General features: G+C 63.4%; 26 protein-coding genes. 10 read left to right on the top strand and 16 right to left on the bottom strand.

All coding sequences use genetic code 11. The annotated features are described in order from the left end of the window. Positions 1-5 precede the first annotated feature (5 nt). Genes BKA07_RS14080 through BKA07_RS14095 form a run of 4 tightly spaced genes read right to left on the bottom strand, consistent with a single transcriptional unit; the run spans position 6 to position 4,221 of the window. A complete protein-coding gene (locus BKA07_RS14080) occupies positions 6-1,076 on the bottom strand; it encodes an NADH:flavin oxidoreductase/NADH oxidase (RefSeq protein ID WP_167951439.1) in 1,071 nt (356 codons plus the stop codon). Positions 1,077-1,105: 29 nt separating this feature from the next. Further along, positions 1,106-2,746 (bottom strand): SLC13 family permease, encoded by a 1,641-nt coding sequence (locus BKA07_RS14085; protein ID WP_167951440.1) that lies wholly within the window; start codon positions 2,744-2,746, stop codon positions 1,106-1,108. A 40-nt stretch (positions 2,747-2,786) separates the two neighbouring features. Beyond that, positions 2,787-3,554: an alpha/beta fold hydrolase gene (locus BKA07_RS14090; RefSeq protein WP_167951441.1), complete on the bottom strand. Its 768-nt coding sequence runs from the start codon at positions 3,552-3,554 to the stop codon at positions 2,787-2,789. Positions 3,555-3,579: 25 nt separating this feature from the next. After that, the gene (locus BKA07_RS14095; RefSeq protein WP_167953240.1) at positions 3,580-4,221 is read right to left on the bottom strand and encodes a thymidine kinase; all 642 of its coding nucleotides are present in this window, start codon (positions 4,219-4,221) and stop codon (positions 3,580-3,582) included. A 149-nt stretch (positions 4,222-4,370) separates the two neighbouring features. Here BKA07_RS14095 and BKA07_RS14100 point away from each other — a divergent pair, with 149 nt between their 5' ends. The 3 genes from BKA07_RS14100 (at position 4,371) to BKA07_RS14110 (ending at position 7,825) form a co-directional block, all read left to right on the top strand. Further along, complete coding sequence (locus BKA07_RS14100; RefSeq protein WP_167951442.1) at positions 4,371-6,599, top strand: NADP-dependent isocitrate dehydrogenase; 2,229 nt, start codon at positions 4,371-4,373, stop codon at positions 6,597-6,599. Positions 6,600-6,688: 89 nt separating this feature from the next. Then, complete coding sequence (locus tag BKA07_RS14105; RefSeq protein WP_167951443.1) at positions 6,689-7,177, top strand: LapA family protein; 489 nt, start codon at positions 6,689-6,691, stop codon at positions 7,175-7,177. Between the two features lie 3 nt (positions 7,178-7,180). After that, entirely contained in the window at positions 7,181-7,825 is a 645-nt protein-coding gene (locus BKA07_RS14110) for a 4'-phosphopantetheinyl transferase family protein (protein WP_167951444.1), read from the top strand. 10 nt (positions 7,826-7,835) lie between these two features. On the opposite strand, the gene BKA07_RS14115 is transcribed toward BKA07_RS14110, so the two are convergent. Next, positions 7,836-8,243 (bottom strand): hypothetical protein, encoded by a 408-nt coding sequence (locus BKA07_RS14115; RefSeq protein WP_167951445.1) that lies wholly within the window; start codon positions 8,241-8,243, stop codon positions 7,836-7,838. A 31-nt stretch (positions 8,244-8,274) separates the two neighbouring features. Beyond that, positions 8,275-9,705, bottom strand: coding sequence for a MocR-like pyridoxine biosynthesis transcription factor PdxR (gene pdxR / locus BKA07_RS14120; RefSeq protein WP_167951446.1), 1,431 nt, complete (start codon positions 9,703-9,705; stop codon positions 8,275-8,277). Between the two features lie 144 nt (positions 9,706-9,849). On the opposite strand from pdxR, the gene pdxS reads away from it, so the two are divergent. Next, the gene (gene pdxS, locus BKA07_RS14125; protein WP_167951447.1) at positions 9,850-10,731 is read left to right on the top strand and encodes a pyridoxal 5'-phosphate synthase lyase subunit PdxS; all 882 of its coding nucleotides are present in this window, start codon (positions 9,850-9,852) and stop codon (positions 10,729-10,731) included. Beyond that, positions 10,728-11,393: a pyridoxal 5'-phosphate synthase glutaminase subunit PdxT gene (gene pdxT, locus BKA07_RS14130; protein WP_167951448.1), complete on the top strand. Its 666-nt coding sequence runs from the start codon at positions 10,728-10,730 to the stop codon at positions 11,391-11,393. Before pdxS ends, pdxT begins: the two co-directional genes overlap by 4 nt. A gap of 2 nt (positions 11,394-11,395) precedes the next feature. Here pdxT and BKA07_RS14135 read toward each other — a convergent pair whose 3' ends face one another. From BKA07_RS14135 to BKA07_RS14160, 6 genes are all read right to left on the bottom strand, one after another. Further along, positions 11,396-12,265 (bottom strand): diacylglycerol/lipid kinase family protein, encoded by an 870-nt coding sequence (locus BKA07_RS14135; protein WP_167951449.1) that lies wholly within the window; start codon positions 12,263-12,265, stop codon positions 11,396-11,398. A 7-nt stretch (positions 12,266-12,272) separates the two neighbouring features. Beyond that, positions 12,273-13,355, bottom strand: coding sequence for a winged helix DNA-binding domain-containing protein (locus BKA07_RS14140; protein ID WP_167951450.1), 1,083 nt, complete (start codon positions 13,353-13,355; stop codon positions 12,273-12,275). A gap of 55 nt (positions 13,356-13,410) precedes the next feature. Further along, a complete protein-coding gene (locus BKA07_RS14145; RefSeq protein ID WP_167951451.1) occupies positions 13,411-14,715 on the bottom strand; it encodes a carboxylesterase family protein in 1,305 nt (434 codons plus the stop codon). A 10-nt stretch (positions 14,716-14,725) separates the two neighbouring features. Beyond that, the gene (locus tag BKA07_RS14150; RefSeq protein ID WP_167951452.1) at positions 14,726-15,235 is read right to left on the bottom strand and encodes a phosphoribosyltransferase; all 510 of its coding nucleotides are present in this window, start codon (positions 15,233-15,235) and stop codon (positions 14,726-14,728) included. A gap of 59 nt (positions 15,236-15,294) precedes the next feature. Continuing rightward, complete coding sequence (locus tag BKA07_RS14155; protein ID WP_167951453.1) at positions 15,295-15,786, bottom strand: DUF2087 domain-containing protein; 492 nt, start codon at positions 15,784-15,786, stop codon at positions 15,295-15,297. A gap of 196 nt (positions 15,787-15,982) precedes the next feature. Then, a complete protein-coding gene (locus BKA07_RS14160) occupies positions 15,983-16,357 on the bottom strand; it encodes a YchJ family protein (RefSeq protein ID WP_167951454.1) in 375 nt (124 codons plus the stop codon). Positions 16,358-16,412: 55 nt separating this feature from the next. Between BKA07_RS14160 and BKA07_RS14165 the strand changes: the two genes are divergently transcribed. From BKA07_RS14165 to BKA07_RS14180, 4 genes are all read left to right on the top strand, one after another. Beyond that, on the top strand, positions 16,413-16,991 hold the full coding sequence (locus tag BKA07_RS14165; RefSeq protein ID WP_167951455.1) for an HhH-GPD-type base excision DNA repair protein: 579 nt from the start codon (positions 16,413-16,415) through the stop codon (positions 16,989-16,991). 134 nt (positions 16,992-17,125) lie between these two features. Continuing rightward, the gene (locus BKA07_RS14170; RefSeq protein WP_167951456.1) at positions 17,126-17,761 is read left to right on the top strand and encodes a hypothetical protein; all 636 of its coding nucleotides are present in this window, start codon (positions 17,126-17,128) and stop codon (positions 17,759-17,761) included. A gap of 266 nt (positions 17,762-18,027) precedes the next feature. Then, entirely contained in the window at positions 18,028-18,600 is a 573-nt protein-coding gene (locus tag BKA07_RS14175; protein WP_167949063.1) for a hypothetical protein, read from the top strand. Between the two features lie 102 nt (positions 18,601-18,702). Beyond that, positions 18,703-19,944, top strand: coding sequence for an oleate hydratase (locus BKA07_RS14180; RefSeq protein WP_167951457.1), 1,242 nt, complete (start codon positions 18,703-18,705; stop codon positions 19,942-19,944). Here BKA07_RS14180 and BKA07_RS14185 read toward each other — a convergent pair. The 4 genes from BKA07_RS14185 to BKA07_RS14200 all read right to left on the bottom strand — a co-directional run bounded on the left by BKA07_RS14185 (position 19,914) and on the right by BKA07_RS14200 (position 22,877). Further along, positions 19,914-20,066, bottom strand: a complete 153-nt coding sequence (locus BKA07_RS14185; protein ID WP_167951458.1) for a hypothetical protein — start codon at positions 20,064-20,066, stop codon at positions 19,914-19,916. The genes BKA07_RS14180 and BKA07_RS14185 overlap by 31 nt on opposite strands. 200 nt (positions 20,067-20,266) lie before the next feature. Further along, entirely contained in the window at positions 20,267-21,022 is a 756-nt protein-coding gene (locus tag BKA07_RS14190; protein ID WP_167951459.1) for an integrase catalytic domain-containing protein, read from the bottom strand. 14 nt (positions 21,023-21,036) lie between these two features. Continuing rightward, positions 21,037-22,277, bottom strand: a protein-coding gene (locus tag BKA07_RS14195; protein ID WP_425339338.1) for an IS3 family transposase whose coding sequence is annotated in 2 segments (ribosomal slippage) — positions 21,037-21,950 and positions 21,950-22,277 — 1,242 coding nt in all. Because the reading frame shifts where the segments join, the coding sequence is not laid out codon by codon here. Between the two features lie 39 nt (positions 22,278-22,316). After that, positions 22,317-22,877: a hypothetical protein gene (locus BKA07_RS14200; RefSeq protein WP_167951461.1), complete on the bottom strand. Its 561-nt coding sequence runs from the start codon at positions 22,875-22,877 to the stop codon at positions 22,317-22,319. Between the two features lie 142 nt (positions 22,878-23,019). Between BKA07_RS14200 and BKA07_RS14205 the strand changes: the two genes are divergently transcribed. Then, positions 23,020-23,736: a PIG-L deacetylase family protein gene (locus BKA07_RS14205; RefSeq protein ID WP_167951462.1), complete on the top strand. Its 717-nt coding sequence runs from the start codon at positions 23,020-23,022 to the stop codon at positions 23,734-23,736. Positions 23,737-23,770 lie beyond the last annotated feature (34 nt).

The raw sequence follows: 23,770 nt of genomic DNA on the forward strand, positions 1-23,770 counted from the left end.
TCTGTTCACCATGCTCCTCTTGTGTACTGCGGTGGATACGGTCCCGGTTCGACACCGAGATCGTGGGCTGCCCGCTGCGGCCAGGCCGGTTCGCGCAGCGCCGCTCGGGCCAGGAAGATCGCGTCCGCCTGCTCCGAGCGCAGAATCGTCTCCGCCTGCTCCGGATCGGTGATGAGCCCCACGGTTCCGGTGTTAACGCCCTCCGCGTGGATCGCCGCCGACAGCGGCACCTGATACCCGGGTCCGACGGGGACCTTGACGGGGAAGTTCCCTCCCGAGGAGACATCGATGAGGTCGACCCCGCGCTCGCGCAGATCACGGGAGACCTCGACCGCCTCGGCGATGTCGAAGCCGCCCTCGCGCCACTCACTGGACGAGAGACGGACGAAGACGGGCACATCCTCCCCCACTGCCGCGCGAACGGCCCGGTAGGTCTCGGTCAGCAGTCGCGAGCGTCCGGTGAGGCCGCCGCCATACTCGTCGTCGCGTTCGTTCGACAGCGGAGACAGGAACGAATGGAGCAGGTAGCCGTGGGCGGCGTGGAGTTCGACGAGGTCGAAGCCGGCGTCGACGGCTCGGACTGCGGCCGAGGCGAAGGCCTCGATCACCTCGGCGATGTCGGCCTTCGACATCTCCTGCGGCGCTTCATATCCGGGATAGGCGATCGCACTGGCCCCGAGCGTGGCCCACCCGCCCGCTGATTCGGGCACGCTGCCGCGGGGGTTGCCTTCGAAGGGGCGGTAGGTGCTCGCTTTGCGGCCGGCGTGCGCCAACTGCATACCGATTCGGCTGCCCTGGGAGTGGACGAATTCGGTCACCGACGACCAGGCACGGGCCTGGTCGTCGTTCCAGATGCCGGCGTCCTGTGGAGAGATCCGCCCTTCGGGCAGAACCGCGGAGGCCTCAGTGAGGATGAGGCCGAAGCCGCCCTGTGCCCGGGCTCCCAGGTGGACGAGATGCCAGGTGCCGGGCATTCCGTCCTCGGCTTCGCAGGAGTACTGGCACATCGGGGCGAGCCAGATGCGGTTGGCGATCTCGGTGCCGCGCAGTGTCATGGGTGAGAAGAGATGTGTCATGTCCTCAGTCTGCCAAGGTTCGTCACCGTTCAGAGCACGATGTTGAATACTGGTACGGCCAGCAGATAGACCGTCGCCGTGGTGAGCACGATTCCGATGATGTTGAGCCAGAGGCCGCCCTTGACCATCTGGGCCACGGTCACGTACCCGGAGCCATAGGCGACGGCATTGGGCGGTGTGGCGACGGGAAGCATGAAGGCGCAGGTCGCGGCCAGAGCCACGGGTATGGTCAGGAGCAGCGGATCGAGGTCGAGGCCCAGTGCCACGCCGCCGACGACGGGCACGAAGGTCGCCGCTGTGGCTGTGTTGGAGGTCAGCTCCGTGAGGAAGAGGATGATCGCGGCGAAGATCGCGACGACGAAGATCGTGGGCAGGGCACCCAAGCCGCTCGTCGATTCGCCGATCCATTCGGTCAGTCCCGAGGAGGAGAACTGGGCGGACAGCGCCAGACCACCGCCGAAGAGGAGCAGCACGCCCCACGGCAGCTTCTCCGCGGTCTCCCAGTCGAGGAGGCGGACTCCGCGGTTGGCGCCGCCGGGGATGAGGAACAGCAGGAGCCCGATGGCCATAGCGATGCCTTCGTCCGTGATCGGCGGTTCGTCGAAGATCAGCGGCAGGGAGATCCAGCAGACGGCGGCGAGGACGAACATGCTCAGCACCAGCTTCTCGCCGGTCGACATCGGACCGAGTTTCTGCAGTTCGTCGCGGATGAGTTCTCGACCGCCGGGGATCTCGTCGATCTCCGGTTTGAATAGGACCTTGACGAGCAGGAACCAGGCGATGACCATCATGACGATCGCCAGCGGCACACCCACGAGCATCCATTGGGCGAAGCCGATGGAGATGTCGTGGTTGTCCTTGAGATAGCCGACGAGGAAGAGGTTGGGCGGCGTGCCGATGATGGTGCCGAGTGACCCGATCGAGGCGGAGTAGGCGATGCCGAGCATGAGGGCGGTGCCGAAGTTGGATTTGACCACCGCTCCGAGTCCGGTGTCGTCCTCCTCGGTCGTGGACGCGCCGGTGTCGTCCTCCTCTGTGTCCGGGGTCTCGGCGCCTGTGCCCTCGGTGTCCGAGCCCGCAGCATCGGTGATGGCTCCGCCGACGACCTTGCTCACGATCATCAGCACCGAGATCCCGATGGGCAGCATCATCACGGCTGTGGCGGTGTTCGAGACCCACATCGAGATGAAGCCGGTGGCGATCATGAAGCCCGCGATCATCGGACCGGGCTTGTTGCCCATGATGGACAGCGTGATGAGGGCGATCCGACGGTGCAGGTTCCATCGCTGCATCGCCAAGGCGATGAGGAAGCCGCCGAGGAACAGGAAGATGATCGGGTTTCCGTAGGAGGCGCCGACGGCTTCCATCTCGACGTCCGTGCCGAAGACGGGGAAGGCGACGAGCGGCAGCAGGGAGGTTGCGGCGATCGGCAGGGCCTCCGTCATCCACCACACCGCCATGAGCACGGCGACCGCGGCCGTCAGCTTGGCTCCGTGGTCCACCTCGGCGGGCATGATGGCATAGACGAGGGCCGAGAGGATGAGTCCGAGGAGGAGGCCGGTCCATCGGATGCGGACGGTCTGCCTGGTGAACCCCGGTTCCCTCTCACCTGGTGACAGTTCGGCGAGTTCGGTCGAACGGTCGGCCGGCGAGTGCTTCTCCTGCGTCATCTGCGCTCCTCATCGAGCAGAGTGGGATGCTGGACTGCGTCTACAGCCTACCCAAGAACCCTTCGATGTGGTCGGAGACGATGTCCGGATGCTCGGCCATCGACAGATGGGCCGCATCGGGGATCACGGCGATCGTGGAGTCCGCCACCTGGTCCGAGAGCTGCGTCATCGCCTCCGGCGTGCAGCTGGGGTCCTGGGCTCCGGCGAGGAACAGCGTCGGTGTCGAGATGGCCTCCAGGCGCCCGGTCAGATCGTATCGGGTCAGGGCCCGTGCACACGCGATGTAGGCGGAATCGTCGACCATCGCGAGGTCGGTGAGGATGGCGGGGCCCGTCGCCACGTCCTCGGTGAGGAATCCGGCGGCGAACCAGCGATCTGCGGTGTCGTCGAGCTGGCCGCGGGTGCCGTCCTCCTCGACGTCTTTGATGCGCTCCGCCCAGGTTTCGGCCGTGGCGAACTTCGCCGCCGTCGAGCAGGCGATGAGTCCCGTCAGCGAGTCCGGGTGCTCAAGCGCCAGGGTCAGGCCGATCGCGCCGGAGATCGAGACTCCGCAGTACGTGAACTTCTCCACGCCCTGCTCTGCCAAACTCGTGACGAGGCCTGCAGCGAGTTCGGAGATCGTGAAGTCCGGCTCGTCACCGGTCAATGGATGGGTGTGGCCGGGCAGGTCGGAGAGATAGATCTGATAGTCGTCGGCCAGTCTGCCCGCAACCGCTGACCACAGCGAGACCCTCGTGCCGAGGGCGTTTCCGAACACGATGACCGGAGAGCCCGGATTGTCGTTGAGGGGGTGAACCGAGATGCGCAAGAGTACTCCTCAGAAGGGTCGAAGGTCAGGACACCACCGCACTCAGCCTACCGCCCGAATAGTCGAGATAACAGCGCGCACACAGTGACTCATAGGTGACCGCGTGTCCGTCGATGGCGACCTGATCACCGTCGAAGATGAATTCGCCGTCGACGAGGCGGCCGTTGAACATGGCCTTGCGGCCGCAGCGGCAGATGGTCTTGAGCTCCTCCAGGGTGTGAGCGATCTCCAGCAGACGTCCCGAACCGGGAAAGGCCTTGGTCCGGAAGTCTGTGCGGATTCCGTAGCACATCACCGGCACCGAGGCGTCGGTTGCGATCCGCATGAGGGACTCCACCTGTGCCGGTTCGAGGAACTGTGCCTCGTCGATGAGCAGGCACGCAACGGGAGGTTTGGGGGTGTCGATGGATTCGAGCAGGGCATCGTGGTCGACGAAGTCCGCGTGCTCGCGGTAGATGGTCTCGACGTCCGAGCCGACGGGGATGAGGAAGTCGACAGCCCGGGTGACGCCCAGACGGGAGACGATCTCGCCGGCGCCCTTCGTGTCGGTGTCGGGTTTGGCCAGCAGCACTCGTTGGCCGCGCTCCTCGTAGTTGAAGGCGGCCTGGAGCAGAGCGGTCGATTTTCCGGAATTCATCGCCCCGTAACGGAAGTACAGCTTGGCCACCGTCGTCCTCTCTCTGTCGTCGGTGATGATTCTGACCATTCACCTGTTGTCTGTGACGAGACAGAACCCTACCGGGAACCAGAGCCTGTCACCGGCAACGGTAGGATGGTGGGGTCAAACCCCAAGACGATGCGGAGCAGTCCATCACCATGGCCACAATCATTTATACGCGCACCGATGAGGCGCCACTTCTGGCGACCTACTCGCTCAAGCCGATCATCGAAGCCTTCGCCACCTCGGCGGGCGTCGATGTCGAGACCCGAGACATCTCTCTCGCCGCGCGTGTTCTGGCGCAGTTCACTGATCGCCTCCCTGCCGACCAGCAGGTCCCCGATTCGCTCTCGGAGCTGGGTGAGCTGGCCAAGACCCCGGATGCCAACATCATCAAGCTGCCCAACATCTCGGCATCCGTCCCGCAGCTCAAGGCCGCCATCGCCGAACTCCAGTCGCAGGGCTATCAGCTGCCCGATTACCCGGACGAGCCGTCGACCGATGTCGAACGCGACGTCAAGGCTCGCTATGACAAGGCCAAGGGCTCGGCCGTCAACCCGGTCCTGCGCGAGGGCAACTCGGACCGTCGTGCTCCTCAGGCGGTGAAGAACTTCGCCAAGGCCCACCCCCACTCGATGGGCGACTGGTCATCGGACTCGAAGACCAACGTCGCGACCATGGCCGCCGGTGACTTCCGGGACAATGAGAAGTCCGTCGTCATCCCGGCCGACGACACCCTGCAGATCCGCCTGCGTCCCGCTGCCGGTGAGACCGTCGTGCTCAAGGAATCCCTGCCGGTCCTCGCCGACGAGGTCGTCGATGCGACGAAGATGAATGTGGCCGAGCTCCACAAGTTCCTCAAGACCCAGATCGCCCGGGCCAAGGACGAGGGCATCCTGTTCTCCGTTCACCTCAAGGCCACGATGATGAAGGTCTCGGACCCGATCCTCTTCGGCCACGTCATCGAGGCGTTCTTCCCCGAGGTCTACGCCGAATACGGTGCAGCCCTCGCCGAGGCGGGCCTGACCTCCGACAACGGTCTGGCCGCCATCCTCGGCGGGCTCGACGCCCTCCCGGCCGATGTCGCCGCCGGCGTGAAGTCCGGATTCGAGAAGGGTCTGGAAGAAGGCCCGTCCCTGGCGATGGTCGACTCCCACAAGGGCATCACGAACCTCCACGTGCCGTCCGATGTCATCGTCGATGCATCGATGCCGGCCATGATCCGCGTGGGCGGCAAGATGTGGAACGAGGACGATGCGACCCAAGACACCCTGGCCGTGATCCCGGACTCCTCCTACGCCGGCGTCTACCAGACCGTGATCGAGGACTGCCGCGCCAAGGGCGCCTTCGACCCGACCACGATGGGCACCGTTCCCAACGTCGGGCTCATGGCGCAGAAGGCCGAGGAGTACGGCAGCCACGACAAGACCTTCGAGATCGCGCAGGACGGCATTGTCGAGGTCGTCGACTCCGCCGGTGAGGTCCTGCTCTCGCACGAGGTCGCCGCCGGCGACATCTGGCGGGCCTGCCAGACCAAGGACGTCCCGGTCCGCGACTGGGTCAAACTGGCCGTCACCCGTGCCCGTCTCTCCGAGACCCCCGCAGTGTTCTGGCTCGACGAGACCCGTGCCCACGACCGCAACCTCAAGGCCAAGGTCGAAGAGTACCTGGGCGATCATGACACAGAAGGCCTCGACATCAGGATCATGAACCCTGTCGAGGCGACCCAGTTCTCGATCGACCGCATGCGCGAGGGCAAGGACACCATCTCGGTGACGGGCAACGTCCTGCGTGACTACAACACCGACCTGTTCCCGATCCTGGAACTGGGCACCTCGGCGAAGATGCTCTCCGTGGTTCCCCTCATCGCCGGCGGCGGACTGTTCGAAACCGGTGCCGGCGGTTCTGCTCCGAAGCACGTCCAGCAGCTGATCGAGGAGAATCACCTGCGGTGGGACTCGCTCGGCGAATTCCTCGCCCTGGCCGAATCGTTCCGTCACGAGTTCAACGTCCACGGCAATGCCCGCGCAGGAGTCCTCGCCGACACGCTCGATGCCGCCACCGGCAAGTTCCTCGAGGAGAACAAGTCGCCGTCGCGCAAGGTCGGCGAGATCGACAACCGCGGCAGCCACTTCTACCTCACTCTCTACTGGGCACAGGAACTGGCCCAGCAGAGCACGGACGAGCCGCTGGCCGAGGCCATCACGCCGGTCGCCGAGGCTCTTGAAGCCAACGGCGAGACGATCGCGGCCGAGCTCATCGACGTCCAGGGCAGTCCTGTCGAACTCGGCGGCTACTACTACCCGGACGAGACCAAGCTCGACTCGGCGATGCGCCCGTCATCGACGCTCAATGAGATCATCTCCTCGCTGAGCGCGAAGGTCTGATCCGGCCGACACACCGATCTGATCTCAACTCTCAAGGTCAGATGCCGCAACATCTCACTCATGCGCCCATCAGCGACTATGATGGGCGCATGACTACTCAAGACCCCCGGGACGAATCCCAATCGCCCGATGAGCTGCTGGCCGAGACGCAGTCCCTGCTCGGCGACGATGATTCGGCCACCGGGGACACCCGAGAAGTCGAACCGAGCCAGCAGGCCGATCCGAGTCAGGGAGTTGACCCGGCGCAGCAGGCCGACCCGGCTCAGCGTCAGGAACCGACGCCTGCCGGCAAGGACTCCGAGCTGTCACAGATCAAGGGCGGTTCTGGGATGTCCGCCGGGATGTGGATCTCTCTCATCCTCGGCGCCGTGATCGTCGTCCTCCTGCTCATCTTCATTCTGCAGAACAACGTCCCCGCCGACTTCCAGTACTTCGGCTGGCAGTTCCAGCTGCCTTTGGGCGTTGCCATGCTCTTCGCCGCGATCGGCGGCATCTTCATCGCCGGCATCATCGGATCCGTGCGCATCTTCGTGCTCAGCCGCCGACTCAAGAAGATCAAGAAGGCTCTGGGTCGCTGATACATGCAGTCCCACACCGGCTTCACACGTCTGCCCACTCAGCTCGATTCCACCATCGTCCTCGCCGACACCGATGCCGAGGCCGAATGGGCGCGCATCGACTTCTCCTCGCTGACGAAGCAGGAGATGAACTATGCCACGGAATTCGACCCCGATGCCGCAGCCACCTGGGCTGCGGGCCGCGTCATCCTCCGTCACGTCCTCGGCACGCACCTGGACCGCGAGCCGGACGACATCGAGATCCGCCTCGACTCGGCAGGCAAGCCGCGGGTCGACGAATGCGAATTCTCCGTCACCCGGGCCCGGCGCCTGGTCCTCGTGGCCGTCGCCGACGATCCGATCGGAGTCGATCTCGAAGCGGTGCCCGAACACGCCGTCGCTGCCGAGGCGATGTCGCTGCTGCACCCGAAGGAGCGGTCCGAACTCGAACAGGGCCCACAGTCCGATTTGGCCACCGACTTCGTGCGTGTCTGGGCGCGGAAGGAAGCCTTCCTCAAGGCCCTGAGCACCGGCTTGGCCCGCGACCCCGGTATGGACTACATCGGCACAGGAGCTTCTCCCGATTCTCCGCATCCGGATATCGAGATCTTCGACCTGGAGTCGGGGCTGCCGGAGGGCTACCACGCTGCCATTGCGTTCAACCGGTGAACGTCGGCCTTCAGTCTCTCGTTGCTGAAGCCCCGTCAGAATGCTCGTCCTCGGCGAAGTCGGGACCGTTCGCGCCGGTGGTGAATATCACGGCGATGCCCAGCGAACCGAGTCCCGTGAAGCCGAACCAGATATAGCCTGCTGCCGGACTGCCGACGAGGGCGACGATCACGGCCGCGATCGTTGAGACCACCCACAGCGAGTCGAAGATCGCCAGGTACTTCACGTAGCTCTTCTGCCCTTTGCGGGCACCGTAGGAGATCTCCGTGGCGCCGCTGAGGAAAAGCAGGACGATGGCAGCGATCGCCAACCACCTGGGCGCGAGCAGGAATGATTCGGCTGCGGGAAGAAAGATGCAGAGTGCGACCGCGACGAGCATTTTGACGACGCCGTCGGCGACGAACCCGAATTTCATCATGCCCCGATCCTACTCAATCGACCCTGTCCGATCACCTCCGGTCAGTCTTGCCCAACAGGGACTGCACGGTCTCCAACGCCTCATGCAGCACAGCGGCTTCGACGTTCGAGTGCGCGATGACGATGCCGTGTCTGACATCGCTGTCGGCACTCCAGCCCGCTGCCAAGGAGGCCACGAGGATCCCCCGGTCAGCCAGGTCGGCGCGCAGTCGGGCGGCGGTGGATTCGGTCGTTTCGATGACGAGGGTCCGACCTTCATGGGCGAGCCCGGGAATCTCGCCCGCATCGGCAACGACCGCCTCGGCGGCTCTGAGTCTGCGCCGTCCGCGCGAGATTCTGCGACGCAGCCCTCCTGAGTTGAGATAGGACGCGATGGCTGTCTGCATGACCGGGGAGAACGCCGGACCCAGGGCCGTGCGCATTGTGCCCAACCGCTGGCCGAGGTCCCCGTGGGCGATGATGTACCCGGTCGATACAGCGGAGGTCAACAGCGTCGAGAAGGTGCCGATGTGGACCACCTGTGCCGGGGCATTCGTCGAGACCGCGAGGTCGTAGAGGGTGGGCACCACCGTGCGAGCATAACGGGCCTCACTGTCGTAATCGTCCTCGATGACGACGACGCCCTCGGTCTGTGCCCATTCCAGGAGCTTCACCCGCCGGTCGATGGGCATGGTCGTCCCGTGCGGGAACTGATGGTTGGGGGTGACGACGACGGCGCCGAGGCGGTCAGAGATGACATCGGGCAGGTGCGTCGTGTCGATGGGGATGAGTTCACGGTCGGACATGGCTTGGCGCAGTCCCGGAAACCCCGGGTTCTCGACGCCGATCGCACCTTCGACACCCGCTGCCAGAAGCAGACGCAGCCCATCACGGGACCCGCTGGTGAGGATGATGTCGTCGGGGTCGACGCTCATTCCCCGCGTCAATCGCAGGTGATCGGCGATAGCCCATCTGGACTGCGGCTGGCCCAGAGGATCGATCGGACCGGGGTCGATGTCGAGGGAGTCGCGCCACGCTCTGCGGAAGGCGGGCTCCCGCAGAGGGTTGTCGCCGCCGAATCCGGGACGCAGATCGACGAAGCTGCGCAGCCTGCGCCGTGGAGCCTGCGGTGGGCGCATGCCTGGATTCCGTGTGCGAGGTGTGCTCGGCAGGTCAGGGTTCACCCGGGTGGCCGAGCGTTCAACGGTGATGAGGAAGCCCTCGACGACGAGCTGGGCGTATGCGGTTTCGATGGTCCCGCGCGATACCTGCAGATGAGCGGCCAGACGTCTGCTGGCGGGCACCGGTTCGCCGGGACGAATCGCCCCGGCGGCGATGAGTCGTCTGATCTCTGCCACCAATTGATCGGGCAACGGAGTCGACACGTCTCGGTCGATGCCGATGGGCAGCGCGATCCCGTCTGCCCGCGGCAGGGTCGTTCCCGCCATAGCCGCGGGTTCGTCTGCGGACTGTGCTGATGACATGCCTCGATCATACTGGCCCAAAACTTTTCACTTTTTCTGGCCCTGAACTTGAGCCACATATCGTTCTAGTCTTGGGGTGAACGGCCGTTCTCACCGATCAACTCGCCCACACCATCGGGCTCACCACGAACGGAAAGCACGACAATGACACAGACACAGACCCTGCTCAACACCGGCCTGGCGCAGATGCTCAAGGGCGGCGTCATCATGGACGTCGTCAACGAGGAGCAGGCACGCATCGCCGAAGCGTCCGGCGCCTCGGCGGTCATGGCGCTCGAACGCGTCCCCGCCGACATCCGCGCCCAGGGCGGCGTCGCTCGCATGAGCGACCCGGACCTCATCGACGGCATCACCTCTGCCGTGTCGATCCCGGTCATGGCCAAGGCCCGGATCGGGCACTTCGTCGAGGCACAGATCCTCGAGACCCTCGGCGTCGACTACATCGACGAATCCGAGGTCCTCTCCCCCGCCGACTACGTCAACCACATCGACAAGTCCGTCTTCAAGGTCCCGTTCGTCTGCGGTGCGACCAACCTCGGCGAGGCTCTGCGCCGCATCACAGAGGGCGCGTCGATGATCCGCTCGAAAGGTGAGGCCGGCACCGGTGACGTGTCCGAGGCGATGCGGCACCTGCGGACGATCAACTCCGAGATCAGGGCGCTGGGCGCCAAGAGCGAGGACGAGCTCTACGTCGCGGCCAAGGAGCACGCCGCTCCGTACCACCTGATCAAGCAGGTCGCCGGCCTGGGCCGCCTGCCCGTCGTGACCTTCGTCGCCGGTGGCATCGCCTCCCCCGCCGACGCCGCCATGATGATGCAGCTGGGCGCCGACGGAGTCTTCGTCGGCTCGGGCATCTTCAAATCCGGCAATCCCGAATCCCGCGCCACCGCCATCGTCGAGGCGACCACCCACTTCGACGATCCGGCCGCCGTTGCGAAGGCCTCCCGTGGACTCGGCGACGCGATGGTCGGCATCAACGTCGCCGATGTTCCCGCACCCCACCGCCTGGCGGAGCGCGGCTGGTGATCGTCGGAGTCCTCGGTCTTCAGGGAGCATTTCGGGAGCATCTCACCGTGCTCGGCTCACTGGGGTTGGCCTCCCGAACGGTCACTCGGCCGGAACACCTCGACGGTCTCGACTCGATCATCCTGCCCGGCGGCGAATCGTCTGCCATGGTGCGCATCGCCGCCGGCACCGGGCTCTTCCCCGCCCTTCGCGCACGGATCCATACGGGTCTGCCGGTCTTCGGCACCTGCGCGGGCCTCATCCTCCTCGCCGATCGGCTCACGGATGATTCGCTCGAAGGTTTCGACCGCCTCGGCGGACTCGACGTCACGGTCTCCCGGAATGCCTACGGTCGACAGCGGGAGTCGTTCTGTGCCCCCGTGGCGATGACCGGAGACGACGCGGACTTCCCGGCGACCTTCATTCGCGCTCCACAGATCGTGGGACTCGGTGAGGGCGTGGAAGTGCTCGGCACCCACGCCGGGACACCTGTGTTGGTGCGGCAGGGCACCGTCTGGGGTGCAAGCTTCCACCCCGAGCTCGGAACCGACGCCAGGGTCCACGAAGGATTCCTTCACAGTCTCGGGGCGAGCGTGCAACGAGGAATCGTCGCTAGTCGGGCCCCAAGACGAGGAGCATCTGACTTCCGGCGCGCAGCTCCAGCTGCCGACAGTCACCGATGAGGTCACCGTCGAGCTGGACCGGAGCGGGTTCGTCGACACTGATGCGGGCTTCGGTCCCTCGCCAGTAGCACATCGACCGGTTGGCTCTTGGACGTCGGTTCACGCAGTCCCACCCAGTCCGTGCCCACTCGCCGAGGCGGTCCCCGGGTCTCGTCGTGGTCAGGGTGACGGCGAGGAACTCGAACTCTCCGGCGGCCGCCTCGGCGTGGGGGGAAGACCGGGATCGGGCCGGCGGGTTTGGCCGTCTTCGATGCCATCACCGACCACACCTGACTGATTGCTGTGGGGACCGTCGTCGCACCCCCATCTTCCACCTTCGCGTTGATGAGTGGGGAGAACAGTGCACGAGCAGCACCGCAGACATACCCGAGGAGTTCGGCTCCCATTAATCCCGGCAGACCGGTGCGCCCTGCGACGGCTCTCGCGTCTCCACCGATCCCGGCCAGAGACAGGAAGTGTTCGCGTCGGAAACCGTCGGCGGTGAGGCAGTCGGCTGTGTTGACGGGAACTGCGCACATACGCGCGGGGCGGGATCTCAGGTGCGACTCGACCAGGCGGAGAGCGTGCTCGGCCGACCGGATTCCGATGTGCCGGGACAGGACGTTCGCGGTGCCGGTCGGAATGATGAGCACCGGCACCGCTGCGGCTGACAGAACCGGGGCGATCGAACGCAGCGTGCCGTCTCCGCCGAGCACGATGATGAGGTCCGCGGCCCAGTCGAGGAGTTCGTTCGTCTGTTGGGCACCCGGCCACCCTCGAGTCGTCGTGGCGCTGCGATAGCGAATCTTCTCCCGCCTGAGGACCTCGACGAGATGGGCATAGGCGTATGTGGTTCGGGCGTGCCTGGGATTGACGATGATTCCGAGCCTCATCGCGGCCTCAGGCGAAGGCAGGATGGGAGGCGGCGACGGCCTCGGCGCGTTCGACGTCGACCGGCTCGCCGGCGAACGGCTCCACAGTCAGCAATGGACCTGTCTTCCTCGGTGAGCGCTTCCACGTCGCGCGTGCCCGTGAGCCGTCGATGAGGGTGTTCTTGAACATGCCGTTGCCGCCGGGCACCACACGCTTCTCATGGGCCGGATCCAAGGTGGCACTGCGGTCCTTGTATCCGAGGATCATCTCATCGAATCCCGGCAGCAGCATGAGCGCACCGGCTCGTGCCTGTCCTTCGTGCAGGCGGTCCTCGAGGTCGGGGGCCTGAAAGTGCTCACGTCCGTCGATGCTGACCGCGATGATCTCCCCGGCGGACGCAGCCTCGGCGATGGCGGGGCGCACCTGTGTTTTAGGCAGTGCGGTCCAGCGTGCGGCGTCGTCGACCGTGACCGGACCGTGGCTGAGGACGTAGCGTCGCATCCATTCGTGCAGACCGGTCTCGGCATCGTGCTCGACCGGTGACGGTATCCAGTCGGCGGTGAGAACGTATTTCATGTCGTCCTTGCTCTCGACCATCGGTCCTTGGACGATGATGTTCCGCAGCGCCAGGGTGGTGATGAGGTAGCGTTCGTGCCCGTATTCCTCGCCCGCGCGCAGAGGTTCGAAGGCATCGAGCAGTTCCTGACGCGTCAGCGGTCCGCGGTCGCGGATCGCGTCCTCGGCCAGTTCGGCGGCGGCGTCGACCATCGCATCGTCGATGCCGAAGACTTCGCGACGTTTGGCCACGGATTTCAGGGTTCGCTGCCCGGTCAGGCTGAGTATCCATCCGAGGTCCTTGGCCGTGGTGAGGTGGATGGTGCCCCGTTGGGTCCAGGTTCTGACGATTTCACCGGAATCCATGGCGGCCCGGACAGCGGCAACTGAGGTCCCGGTGCGCAGCGCGATCGACACCAGTGCACCGCCGAGGGACTGCGCCTGCACACATCCGAGGTGTTCGACGACTGACTCAGCGGTGCCTATGGTCGAGTCCGGTGACGCGACGAGTCCTTGGGCAATCAATCGAGCAGCTGAGGCGTGGAGTGAGTCCATGGACTCACGATAGTCCACAGGGCTGACACGGGAATGGCCCATCAGGCCGGCGTGCTCAGCCCAAAATGTCGATGAGCCCAGGGACGAGCACTCGCGGCAACTCACCTGTGCCGGCGAACCGCCCCCAGATTCTGCGCAGCTCGGGGCCGGCGATCGCGGTGGCCGCCCCGTAGTCGAGGAAGCTGTCGTGCCAGACGTCGCCCGGAAACAGCAGCGGAAGGTCCCCTGAGTGAGCCGCGTCGAAGAAGCTCCCGTCACCGCGAGAGACGATGAGCAGACGCGTGCCCTGGCCACCTGCCATTCGGTGCCGGTCGTAGAACTCCTTCGATGCACGTGTATAGACCGCCGAGGTGATTCCGGAGATCAGCGATTCCAGCATCGGAGAGGTCAGACGCCGACTATGAAGACGGCGGAAGGCCGGTACGAATCCGGCGAAGAAGGCGATCTCCCTTTCGGTGCGGGTCATGAGCACGTCGTATCTGCGTGCGGCCCGCGACCACGCGTCGTCCGTCTCTGATTTCGCAGGCAGAGGGTAGTCGCCGTAGTGGACGCCGAAGCACATGCCCGCGTGCAGTCCTCCGACCAGTGCCGCTCTGTGGACCTCTTCCTGGGCCGCAAGGATCTCGTCGACGCTGGATTCGGGGTCGATCTTCTCGGCGACCTTCGCCATCGCCCAGTTCATCGGTTCGGTGCCACCGGCCAGTCCCAGTGGCGCAGATGCCAGGATCACGCGATGGAAGAGGTCATCGGTCGCCTCGGCGATCATGAGATGTGCACAGGCGTCGGCACCGGCACTCTGACCGGCGATCGTGACATTGCCCGGGTCTCCCCCGAACGCTGCGACATTGCGTTGGACCCACCGCAGGGCGGAGATCTGGTCGAGCAGCCCGAGGTTGGAGTGTTCGGAGCTGCCCGTGCCCAGGTAGCCCAAGACACCGAGACGGTACGTGACGGAGACGACGATGATGTTCTGCTCTTCGACGAGTGTGTGAGGATCGTAGATCTCCGCATCGCCGGCACCCGCGACGTATGCGCCGCCGTGGATCCACACGAGCACCGGCAGCGAGGAACTGTGATCGGCAGCCGAGAGCGGAGTCGTCACGCTCACACGCAGACAGTCTTCGCTGGTCGGCAGTCCACCGAGCTGGTCGAAGGTCATTCCTGCATTCGGGTCACGTCGGCGCTGCGGGTTTGCAGGCCCGGGTTCGTCGCCATCGATGAAATCTACGGGCGGCTCATCGACGGGATGGGCGAATCGCTGCGCACGGGCATAGCGGATGCCGCGGGCACGGATCACATTGCCGTCGACATATGTTCTGACCCGACCGCACGGTGCATCGACATTCTGCCAGGCATTCATCGGCAGTTGCCTATTTGGCAGCCTCGACCGGGGGTTCGGCGGACCAGGGGAAGACGATCCACTGATCCGTGCGCTTCCACACGAAGTCAGGGTCGATGATCGAAGCAGACTTCGCGTAGATCACAGCGGACTGCGCCTCGGCGCCGTGCTTCTTGAGCAGCTCGAGGACGAGGGCGAGGGTGCGGCCCGAGTCGGCGACGTCATCGACGACGAGGAGGTTCTTGCCCTTGATCGCGTCGATGTCGAGCATCGGGGCCAGGAGAATCGGGTCGGGCAGTGTCTCGTGGACGTCGGTGTAGAACTCGACGTTGATCGCGTCGGAGAGTTTGAGTCCGAGTGCGTAGGCGAGGGCCCCGGCCGGCAGCAGACCGCCGCGAGCGATGGCGATGACGATCTCAGGGTCATAATCGGAGTCGGCGATGGTCTGCGCCATCTCCCTGGCCGACGTGCCGAATGTGTCCCAGGTGAGGATCTCCTTGTCATCGAGGTCGCTCGAATCGGCGTGGTATGCCTGGCCCATGAAGTCTCCTTTTGACTGCCCGTTGTTTACCCGAGCTTCAAGGATACGCGGTCGCCGACTCAGCACAGAAATGCTTCGAGGACTCCTGCCTCTTGGATATGATTCCCGGTGCGGGCGGGCCGCGAAGGGTTCACCCAGTACTGCCCGGTGTGTGCATTTCGAGCCAGATACCCATAGTCGATGAGCTCCCGACGCAAGCGTGCGAAGTCGGGGTGGTAGGCGCTGAGGACTGCATTGACGTCCTTCTCCGAGTAGATCCGCTCGGCTTCGAATGCGGTGAGGATGTCGAGCAGGATGACGACGAGCGCCTTGCGTTTTGTGGGGATGGAAACCATTTCCCCTGTCGGCATGAAGGTCTTCAACGTCTTCGCTCTGAAGGCCTCGGCCTTTGATTCGGCTGGGGCTGGAACAGCATTTTTGCGACTGAGAGTCGTCTCGGGGCCAGATGGTGTTGTGTCGCCCAACAGGGCCGCACGGGCGGAGGTGAAATTCTCGCCTGTCGTTCTCATGCGTTCGCGGACGAGATTCTTGAAGTCCTTGTTCTTGGTCATGGTGTTCGGTCCTCGTCGACCAAGTCTCCCCCAGCACGAAACCTGGCCTGGAGTTCACCGTGACAGGTTCGCCCGAGGATCTTCTCCCCTTCGCCGCAACGTCGGTGTGCTGGGAACCCGACCGTGGCTGGGCGATGGATGCGCCGCTTCGACCAGTATAGCCAGAAAGTGCCGATGACGGACGTCGCTGCTCCGATCAGCCGTCAAGGTAGACCCACCTGCCGGCTCTGCGTACGAACGAGGAGTTCTCTTCAAGGGTGTGCTCGCCGAGGTGGTCTCTGAATGTCGTTCGGAAATGGACCGTTCCTGTGGAGTCCGGTTCCATGCCGTCGACCGTGTCGAGGATTTCGAGGCCAAGCCACGTGACGCCCGCGTCGGGGCCGATGTCGGCAGGTCGGGTCTTCGGGTGCCAGGTGCGGAAGAGGTGGTCTTCGTTGTTACGGGCGAACGCGGTGTACCGGGACCGCATCAGAGCCTCGGCGGTGGAGGGCCACCTCTCTCCGTCGAGGGCGGGCTGGCAGCAATGCTCGTAGTCGGTGCCGGGTGGATTTCCAGAACATGGGCAGATCATCAGTCGATGGTATCTCGGAGATGCTTGATTACTGCTTGCATGCCAATATGGACGCATGAGTTCAGTTTTCCTCTCGGGCGATGCCGACGCCGACGCCCTGCTTGCCGATGACTCCTTTGCCCTGCTGATGGGGATGCTGCTCGACCAGCAGGTACCGATGGAAGTGGCCTTCGCAGGTCCTGCGAAGCTGGCCGAACGTCTGGATGGGCTCGATGTGTCCGAGATCGCCGAAATGAATCCCGATGAGTTTCTGGAGATGTTCTCGATCAAGCCTGCGGTGCATCGTTTCCCGAAGTCGATGGCGGCTCGGGTGCAGAAGCTCGCAGCAGAAATCGTCGATGAATACGATGGCGAGACCTCCGCGATCTGGACCTCGGGTGAGCCGACTGGTCCAGAGGTTCTCAAACGGTTGAAGAAGCTTCCCGGGTTCGGTGACCAGAAGGCCAAGATCTTTCTGGCCCTGCTCGGCAAGCAGTTCCACTTCGATGCTGATGGATGGCGCGAAGCCGCCGGTGACTACGGTGCCGAAGATGCACGTCGCTCGATCGCCGATGTGGTCGATGAAGACACCCTGCTGGAGGTCCGGGCGTTCAAGAAACAGCAGAAGGCGGCAGCGAAAGCCGCCAAGAAGTAAGCGCGCCCACTCACGGGCGGGTTATCCACAGATTCAACTTCGCCTGTTCTCAAAGTCGCAGTTCTCGCATAACGTAGACATTCCGGGCGCGATTTTTCCAACCGCGCCACAGCTCTCGACCACAGAGGCGTGGAATGAAGACTGGACTTGGCACGCGTACTCGCCACCGTGCGACGGCAGGCATTGCACTGACAGCCGCACTTGCACTGCCACTTGTGCTGTCCGGATGCGAAGACCACTCCCCTGTGGCTGCACCGACATCGACACGGCAAGCAAAAGATTCGTCGGGCTCCCCAGCTGATGCAGAGCCGACGATACCCCCGTACGAGACCGACCTCGACCTGAACGCCGAGGAGACGGAGGCTGTTGAGGGTGCGTTGGTTGCGTTGGATAGGTTTGTCGAGTTCACAAATCGACTTTATGAATCTGGCGGGGCGAAGATTGCAGGTGTAGAGACGATAGCTGCTGGAGAATCTTTAGAAGAAGTGAATGCGGCCGCTGAGACTATGCTCGATCAATCTCAAACCATGGTCGGCCAAGTTACCGTAGAACGTCGCTCGGTCAGCGAAATCGATTTGGAGGGCCAGGAAAATGCTGTATCCATTAGAGCCTGCAGCCCATCAGAGACTTATCACTTTGTGACTCCGAGTGACACCGCTCCAATACGCGAGGATACGAGCAATCCCGAATTCGAGTTTCAAGTTCTCTTCAGAGACAGTTCGTGGAAAGTGGCAAAGCAGACTTGGGTAAGGGAAGAATGCGCTTCCTGAGGATCCTAACCCTAGCTTCTTTCACTGCCATCATGATGGTTGGACTAGTAGTCGTTGCCGACACGCCAGCACACGCGTGCTACTGGCTAGACAAGAACACCGGGAACTGCACGATCATCGAGCCCCCAACACCCGCTCCTCCCCCACCAGACCCCGGCGGAGGTGGCGACGGTGGCTCCGAAGGGGGTTCCGGTGGCGGCTCAGGCGGCTCGGGCGGCGGAGGCTCCGGTGGCGGAGGCTCGGGCGGTGGAGGTCAGCCCGATTGCGTGTTCGAAGAGGTCGGGCACATCTGCGCGGACCTGCCAGGTCCTGGCCCGGCACCCGGCCCGGGCGGTGGCGGAGCACCGGTTCGACCGGAGCCGCCCACGCGCATTCCCGAATCTCAGTTCCAGACCTTCGACATTCCCGCTCCGACGATCCATGCCTGGCCCACCGATTGGGCTGTCATCGGCAAGCCGGCTGCGTTCTGGACCGATGCGGACACCAGTTATATCGACATGACACTGCTGACCTACGCAGTCACGGTGAAAGTCACCCCGGAGAAATACTATTGGGATTTCGGCGACGGCACTGGTGGAACGACGTCGAAGACCGGCTCGAAGCCGCAACCGGGAGATGAACCCGAGATCGGACATGACTACCAGAAGACCGGTGCCAAGACGGTTGGCATGACGGCGACATTCAGCGGAGAGTTCTCTGTCGATGGTGGCCCCTGGTTGCCGATCGACGGATTCGCACACGTGGCCAGCAACGAGATCTCGATCGATGTCTACCGTTTCCATCGGTACCTCGTCGACGGGGATTGCTACACGAACCCGCGAGGACCCGACTGCAATTGAATCTCAGCTCGTACCGTCATCGGTTCCGTCTCGACGGCCACGTGCACCTGCCTGGTCAACCGCGATGAAGCGAAGAGCTCGGGAACCTGAAACAATGAGCGTATGGTGTGCCGAATTTCGGAGTTGCTCGTCGACTCTCATTGGCCGATCGTCATCATCGGCGCAGGCCAGGCCGGCCTGTCAGCCGCCCACTATCTCTGGCGCGATGGGCTGGTGCCCGGCAAGGACTTCATCATCCTCGACTCCGGGGCCGGTCCGGGTGGCGCCTGGCGCAACCGGTGGGACTCTCTCACGCTGGGATCGACGAACCATGTGGCTGACCTGCCCGGGTTTCCTCTGGGCACGCCGGATCCCTCCGTGCCCGCCTCGGCGGTCGTCTCCGACTATTATTCGCGGTTCGAACGCGAGCTGGAACTCTGCGTCGTCCGTCCCGCTGAAGTGGTCACCGTCGATTCTGCGGTCCCTGGTACCGGACCTCTGCAGATCACCGCGGAAATCGATGCTGAACGTGTTCAACTGACGGCTCGGTTCCTCATCAATGCAACCGGTACGTGGACTCAGCCCTACGTTCCGTTCGTCCCCGGCATCGCCGAGTTCGAAGGCCGCCAGCTGCACACTGCGAACTTCCGTGACGTCGAGGACTTCCGGGGTCTGCGGACCTTGGTCGTCGGCGGTGGGATCTCCGCGACGCAGTTTCTGCTCGAACTCGCCGAGGTGACCGAGACTCTGTGGGCCACGCGCAGACCTCCGAACTTCACTTCGCGCGAGTTCGACGGCAATTGGGGTCTCGAGGTCGAGCGCGCCGTCCGCGCCCGCACCTTGGCCGGCCTTGCCCCGGCCAGTGTCGTGCGCACCACGGGGCTGCCGATCCGCGGGGACTTCCGCGACGGCGTCGACTCCGGGGTGCTCGTCTCGCGGGGAATGTTCGATGCGATCCTGCCCCACGGAGTCCACTTTCCCGGACGAGCGGGTCGGGAACAGACCACTTCGGAGGGACTTGGTCCCTCGGCAAGCGATCATCTGGCCCTGCCAGAGTCCTGGCAGCCCTTCTACGACGAGCGGGTCGAAGACGTCGATGTCATCTTCTGGAACACCGGGTTCCGTGCCGCTCTGAATCATTTGGCCCCGCTGCGTCTGCGCACACCCGACGGTGGCATCTCGATGGAGACGGAGGTCTCGGTCAAGGACGACAGGCGGGTCTTCCTCGTCGGATACGGTTCGGCGAGCTCAACCGTCGGGGCCACCCGGGCCGGACGAATAGCCGCCAGAGAGCTGCTCAAGCGCCGCAGAGATGATCCGATACGCAAACGAGCCTATGAGAGCGTCGGCGATTCGAGCACCTGATGGTCGAAGCTGACCGTGGGCAGAATCTGCGCGTAGAGTTCGGCGGTGGCCTGGTCATCGGCGGTGGTGACCATCTCGACGCTGACCGGTTGTGATTCGCCTTCCGTCGTGTCGACCTTCATCGCCGAACAAGCGGTCAGGCACAAACCCAGCACCAACACAGCTGCCCGTAGGAGACTGCGATGCATGATCTGGTGGATCGATCTTGACCAGGCAAGATACTCACATCGTACCCATCTCAGTGTCTTCGTTCTCCGTAATGCCTCATGTCAATATGCCCGCGAAAAGTTTCCGATGCCTCACATAGATTTGCCCGCGAAACTTACCCCGTCTTGACTCGCACACCCTTGCGCACATCCGGCAACGCTGACGGGAACGACGCTAGATAGAGCTGCTCAGTCTTCTTGCTCGATAGCACCAGCAACCGGTCCTGGACCCGAGCGATCTCAGCAGCGATCTTCGCCGGATTGAGACCATCGCGATACGCCGTCATCTCCTCGACCTGTTTTGGCGAGAGCACGCCGGCATCGAGGAGCCTGTCGAACGGTGTTCGCGGAGCATCATAGATCCGTTTACGCCGCCCATTCTTCGTCGACCCATACCCAGTCGGTTTGACCGTGGGCATCAGATAATTCACCCGATCATTGACCAGATGCCATAACCGGTTCAATGCTCGTCGCTCCAGATCAGTGTCGTAGCGATAGTAAAATCCGTACCGGCGCACGACGTGATTGTTCTTCGACTCGATGGTGGCCTGATCGTTCTTCTTATACGGCCTGGACCTGGTGAAGTAGATACCCTTCGATCCGGCCCACTCGATGACGTATTGGTTGAGGAACTCCGACCCGTTATCGAAGTCCAGACCAGTAATCTCAAACGGAATCTCACGAGCCGCAGTCTTCAATCCGGCCAGAATGTTCGTATGCGCGTTGTTACGCACCGTGCGCGAGAACGTCCACCCGGTATGGAAATCGGTGAGGTTGAGCGTGCGTGCGAATTCCCCAGACTCGACAGGACCACAGTGGGCGACGGTATCGCCTTCGAAGAAGCCGGGGCGTGAACCCCGTGAAGTGGACACATCAATGTGTACTATCAGGCAGCAAAATCCATCATAGACGTATAATCGACCTCGAAGTCAACCGGTGCTCGATACCCCAAAGCCGAGTGCCGACGCCTCGAGTTATAACGAACTAACCACCGAAACACCTCCCGCCGACACTGGAATTCACAAGACCATCGTTTCGCTCCCTGCAGCGTCTCCCGCTTCAATGCAGCGTTAACCGACTCCGCCAAGGCGTTATCAGCACTCGACCCGATCTTGCCCATCGACTGGACCACCCCGAACCGACGACACATCGCCTGAAACGACGAGGACGTATATTGACGTCCATGGTCGCTATGAAAAATCGTACCTTTCAGTGTTTCTCGGTTGTTTGTTACATTCTGCAACGCGTCCTCGACGAGACTGGACCGCATGTGATCGGCGATCGACCAGCCCACGATCCGCCGCGAGTACAAGTCGATGACCGTGGCCAAATACAAGAACTTCCCTTCATTACCATAGGGTAAGTAGGTGATGTCGCCGACGTAGGTCGTGCCCAACTCAGCGGCCGAGAAGTCCCTGCCCACCAGGTCGGCAAACACCTGAGCACCTGGGTCCGAGATCGTCGTAGTCTTCGGCTTACGCAAGTGGATACCGACCATGCCGTTCTCCCGCGTCAGGCGGGCAACCCGCTTACGGTTGACCGGTTCGTCCACGTGCGGGTCATCGGTGAGTTCGGCCGTGATCCGTCGGTACCCGTACGTGTGGTCCCAGAATTCGAAGTGGTGCTCAATCCGCTCGCACAGAGCATCATCAGCAGCCTGCCTGGCCGCCCGTGCCGACCGGGAGGCACACCACTTGTAAAAGCTCGAACGCTGGATACCCAGCACGGAACACATCCGCTTCACCTCATAGGTGTTCCGGTGGTCGTCAACGAACTGGAAGCGGATCACCAGGTCGTCTCGGCCGCGAAATACTTCGTGGCCTTCCGCAAGATAGCTCGCTCCTCGGCGAGCTTGTCGTTCTCAGCTCGCAGACGCTTGGCCCGATCGATCAGATCAGCGTTCTCGCCCCGCAGACGCGCCAGCTCTTCCTCAGCCGACTCCGGATGGCCTGCCGCGGTTGTCGGGACTGTTCCGGCGGCCTTCCGGGCCTGATGCACCCAGGACTTGATCGCGCCACGCGAGACGCCGAGGTCGGTCGCGACTTGGGAATAGGACATATCGGGATGAGTCTCGTAGAGCGCGACGGCGTCGGCTTTGAACTCGTCCGAGTACTTCTTCTTCGGCATGGTTTCTACTCGCATTCTCCGGCCCATTATGGGCCAGTCTCAGCGTGTCCACCACTCAGGGTTCATCCCCCCGGGTTCGTCTTCGACCTCGTCACCGGCCCGCCGAATCGTGATCGCCGAGCGTAGCAAAGAACCCGGCTTCGTTGTTGAGATCCCATTGATCGCGTCCCTGGCTCGCATAGGTTTGAGGTACCGGTCGATCGTGGCCGGACTCATCGCCAATAGCTCCTTGCGCACGTGCTTGTCGTAGCGGTCCTGGCCGGTGGTGAGCTCGTTGTGGGCTTCGAGGAGGTCAAGGAGGATGCGCATCGTGGCGTGAAGGTATTTGCCGCACTGGCCGCCCGAGATCGCCCACACGCGCTGGAGAACCTTGACCGCGTCGTAGGAGTATTTCCTCGCACGCGGCTTCCGAGGCTGTTTGGCGACCTGCCGGCCGGGCCCTGGCGGATGTTTAGCTGCCTGAGTCAGACGCCGTCGAGCGTTGTCGCGGGTCCACCCCGTGACTGCCACGACTTCGTCGAGCACGGCTCCCTTGTTCTTCTTCGAAGCCTTCTTGTATTGCCTGGCGTATTTCGTGGTGATCTCTGTACGAGTCGCCATCGACAGTTCACTCCCCATAGCTTCCGAGGATCCACCATTTCGCGGGCAAAAGTATATGAGGCACCGAGGGTGGCATCCGGGCTGCTTATCTGAGTCTTGTCGTTCTCTGGCACAAGTCGCCGGCGGAGCTTAGCCTGGGTCTATGACTGAGCTTCCGATCTTCGACGACGGGGATGTCACCCGAATCCTGTGCATCGTCGCCCATCCAGACGACATGGAATACGGCGCCTCGGCGGCCGTGGCCAAATGGACCGACCAGGGCAAGGAGGTCTCCTACCTTCTTCTGACCCGAGGCGAAGCGGGAATCCGTGATATGAGTCCCGATCGAGTGGCACCCCTGCGAGAGTCCGAACAGCGGGAAGCATGCACCATCGTCGGCGTCGACGACCTCGAGATCCTCGACTTCCCGGATGGGCTCCTCGAACCGAGTCTCGATCTCAGGCACGCGATCGCGAAGAAGATCCGTCGGTTCGAACCTGATGCCGTCATGGTCACCAGTTGGGAGCTCAGGATGCCGTGGGGCCTCAACCACGTCGACCATCGCGCTGCCGGCATCGCCACAGTCGATGCGATCCGCGATGCCGACAATCCGTGGGTCTTCACCGACCTCAAGGACGAGGGGCTGGAGGCATGGAAGGCCGGGAAGCTGCTGGTCAACGGCGCCGACGCCACCCATGCGGTGGTCGTCGATGACGATCATGTCGATCGGGCGGTGCGCTCCTTGGAGGCTCACACCGTCTACCTCGAGGCACTCTCTGACCACCCGGCTCCCCATGAGATGATCCCCGGCATCACCTCTGAAGCCGGAGCACGGGCAGGCGTGAAGTACGCGCTGCCCGTGCAGGTCTTCGATATGTAGCTCCCGGTCCACCGCCTCGGCGGCCGGGAACCGT

Source organism: Brevibacterium marinum, assembly GCF_011927955.1.
Taxonomy (GTDB): Bacteria; Actinomycetota; Actinomycetes; order Actinomycetales; family Brevibacteriaceae; genus Brevibacterium; species Brevibacterium marinum.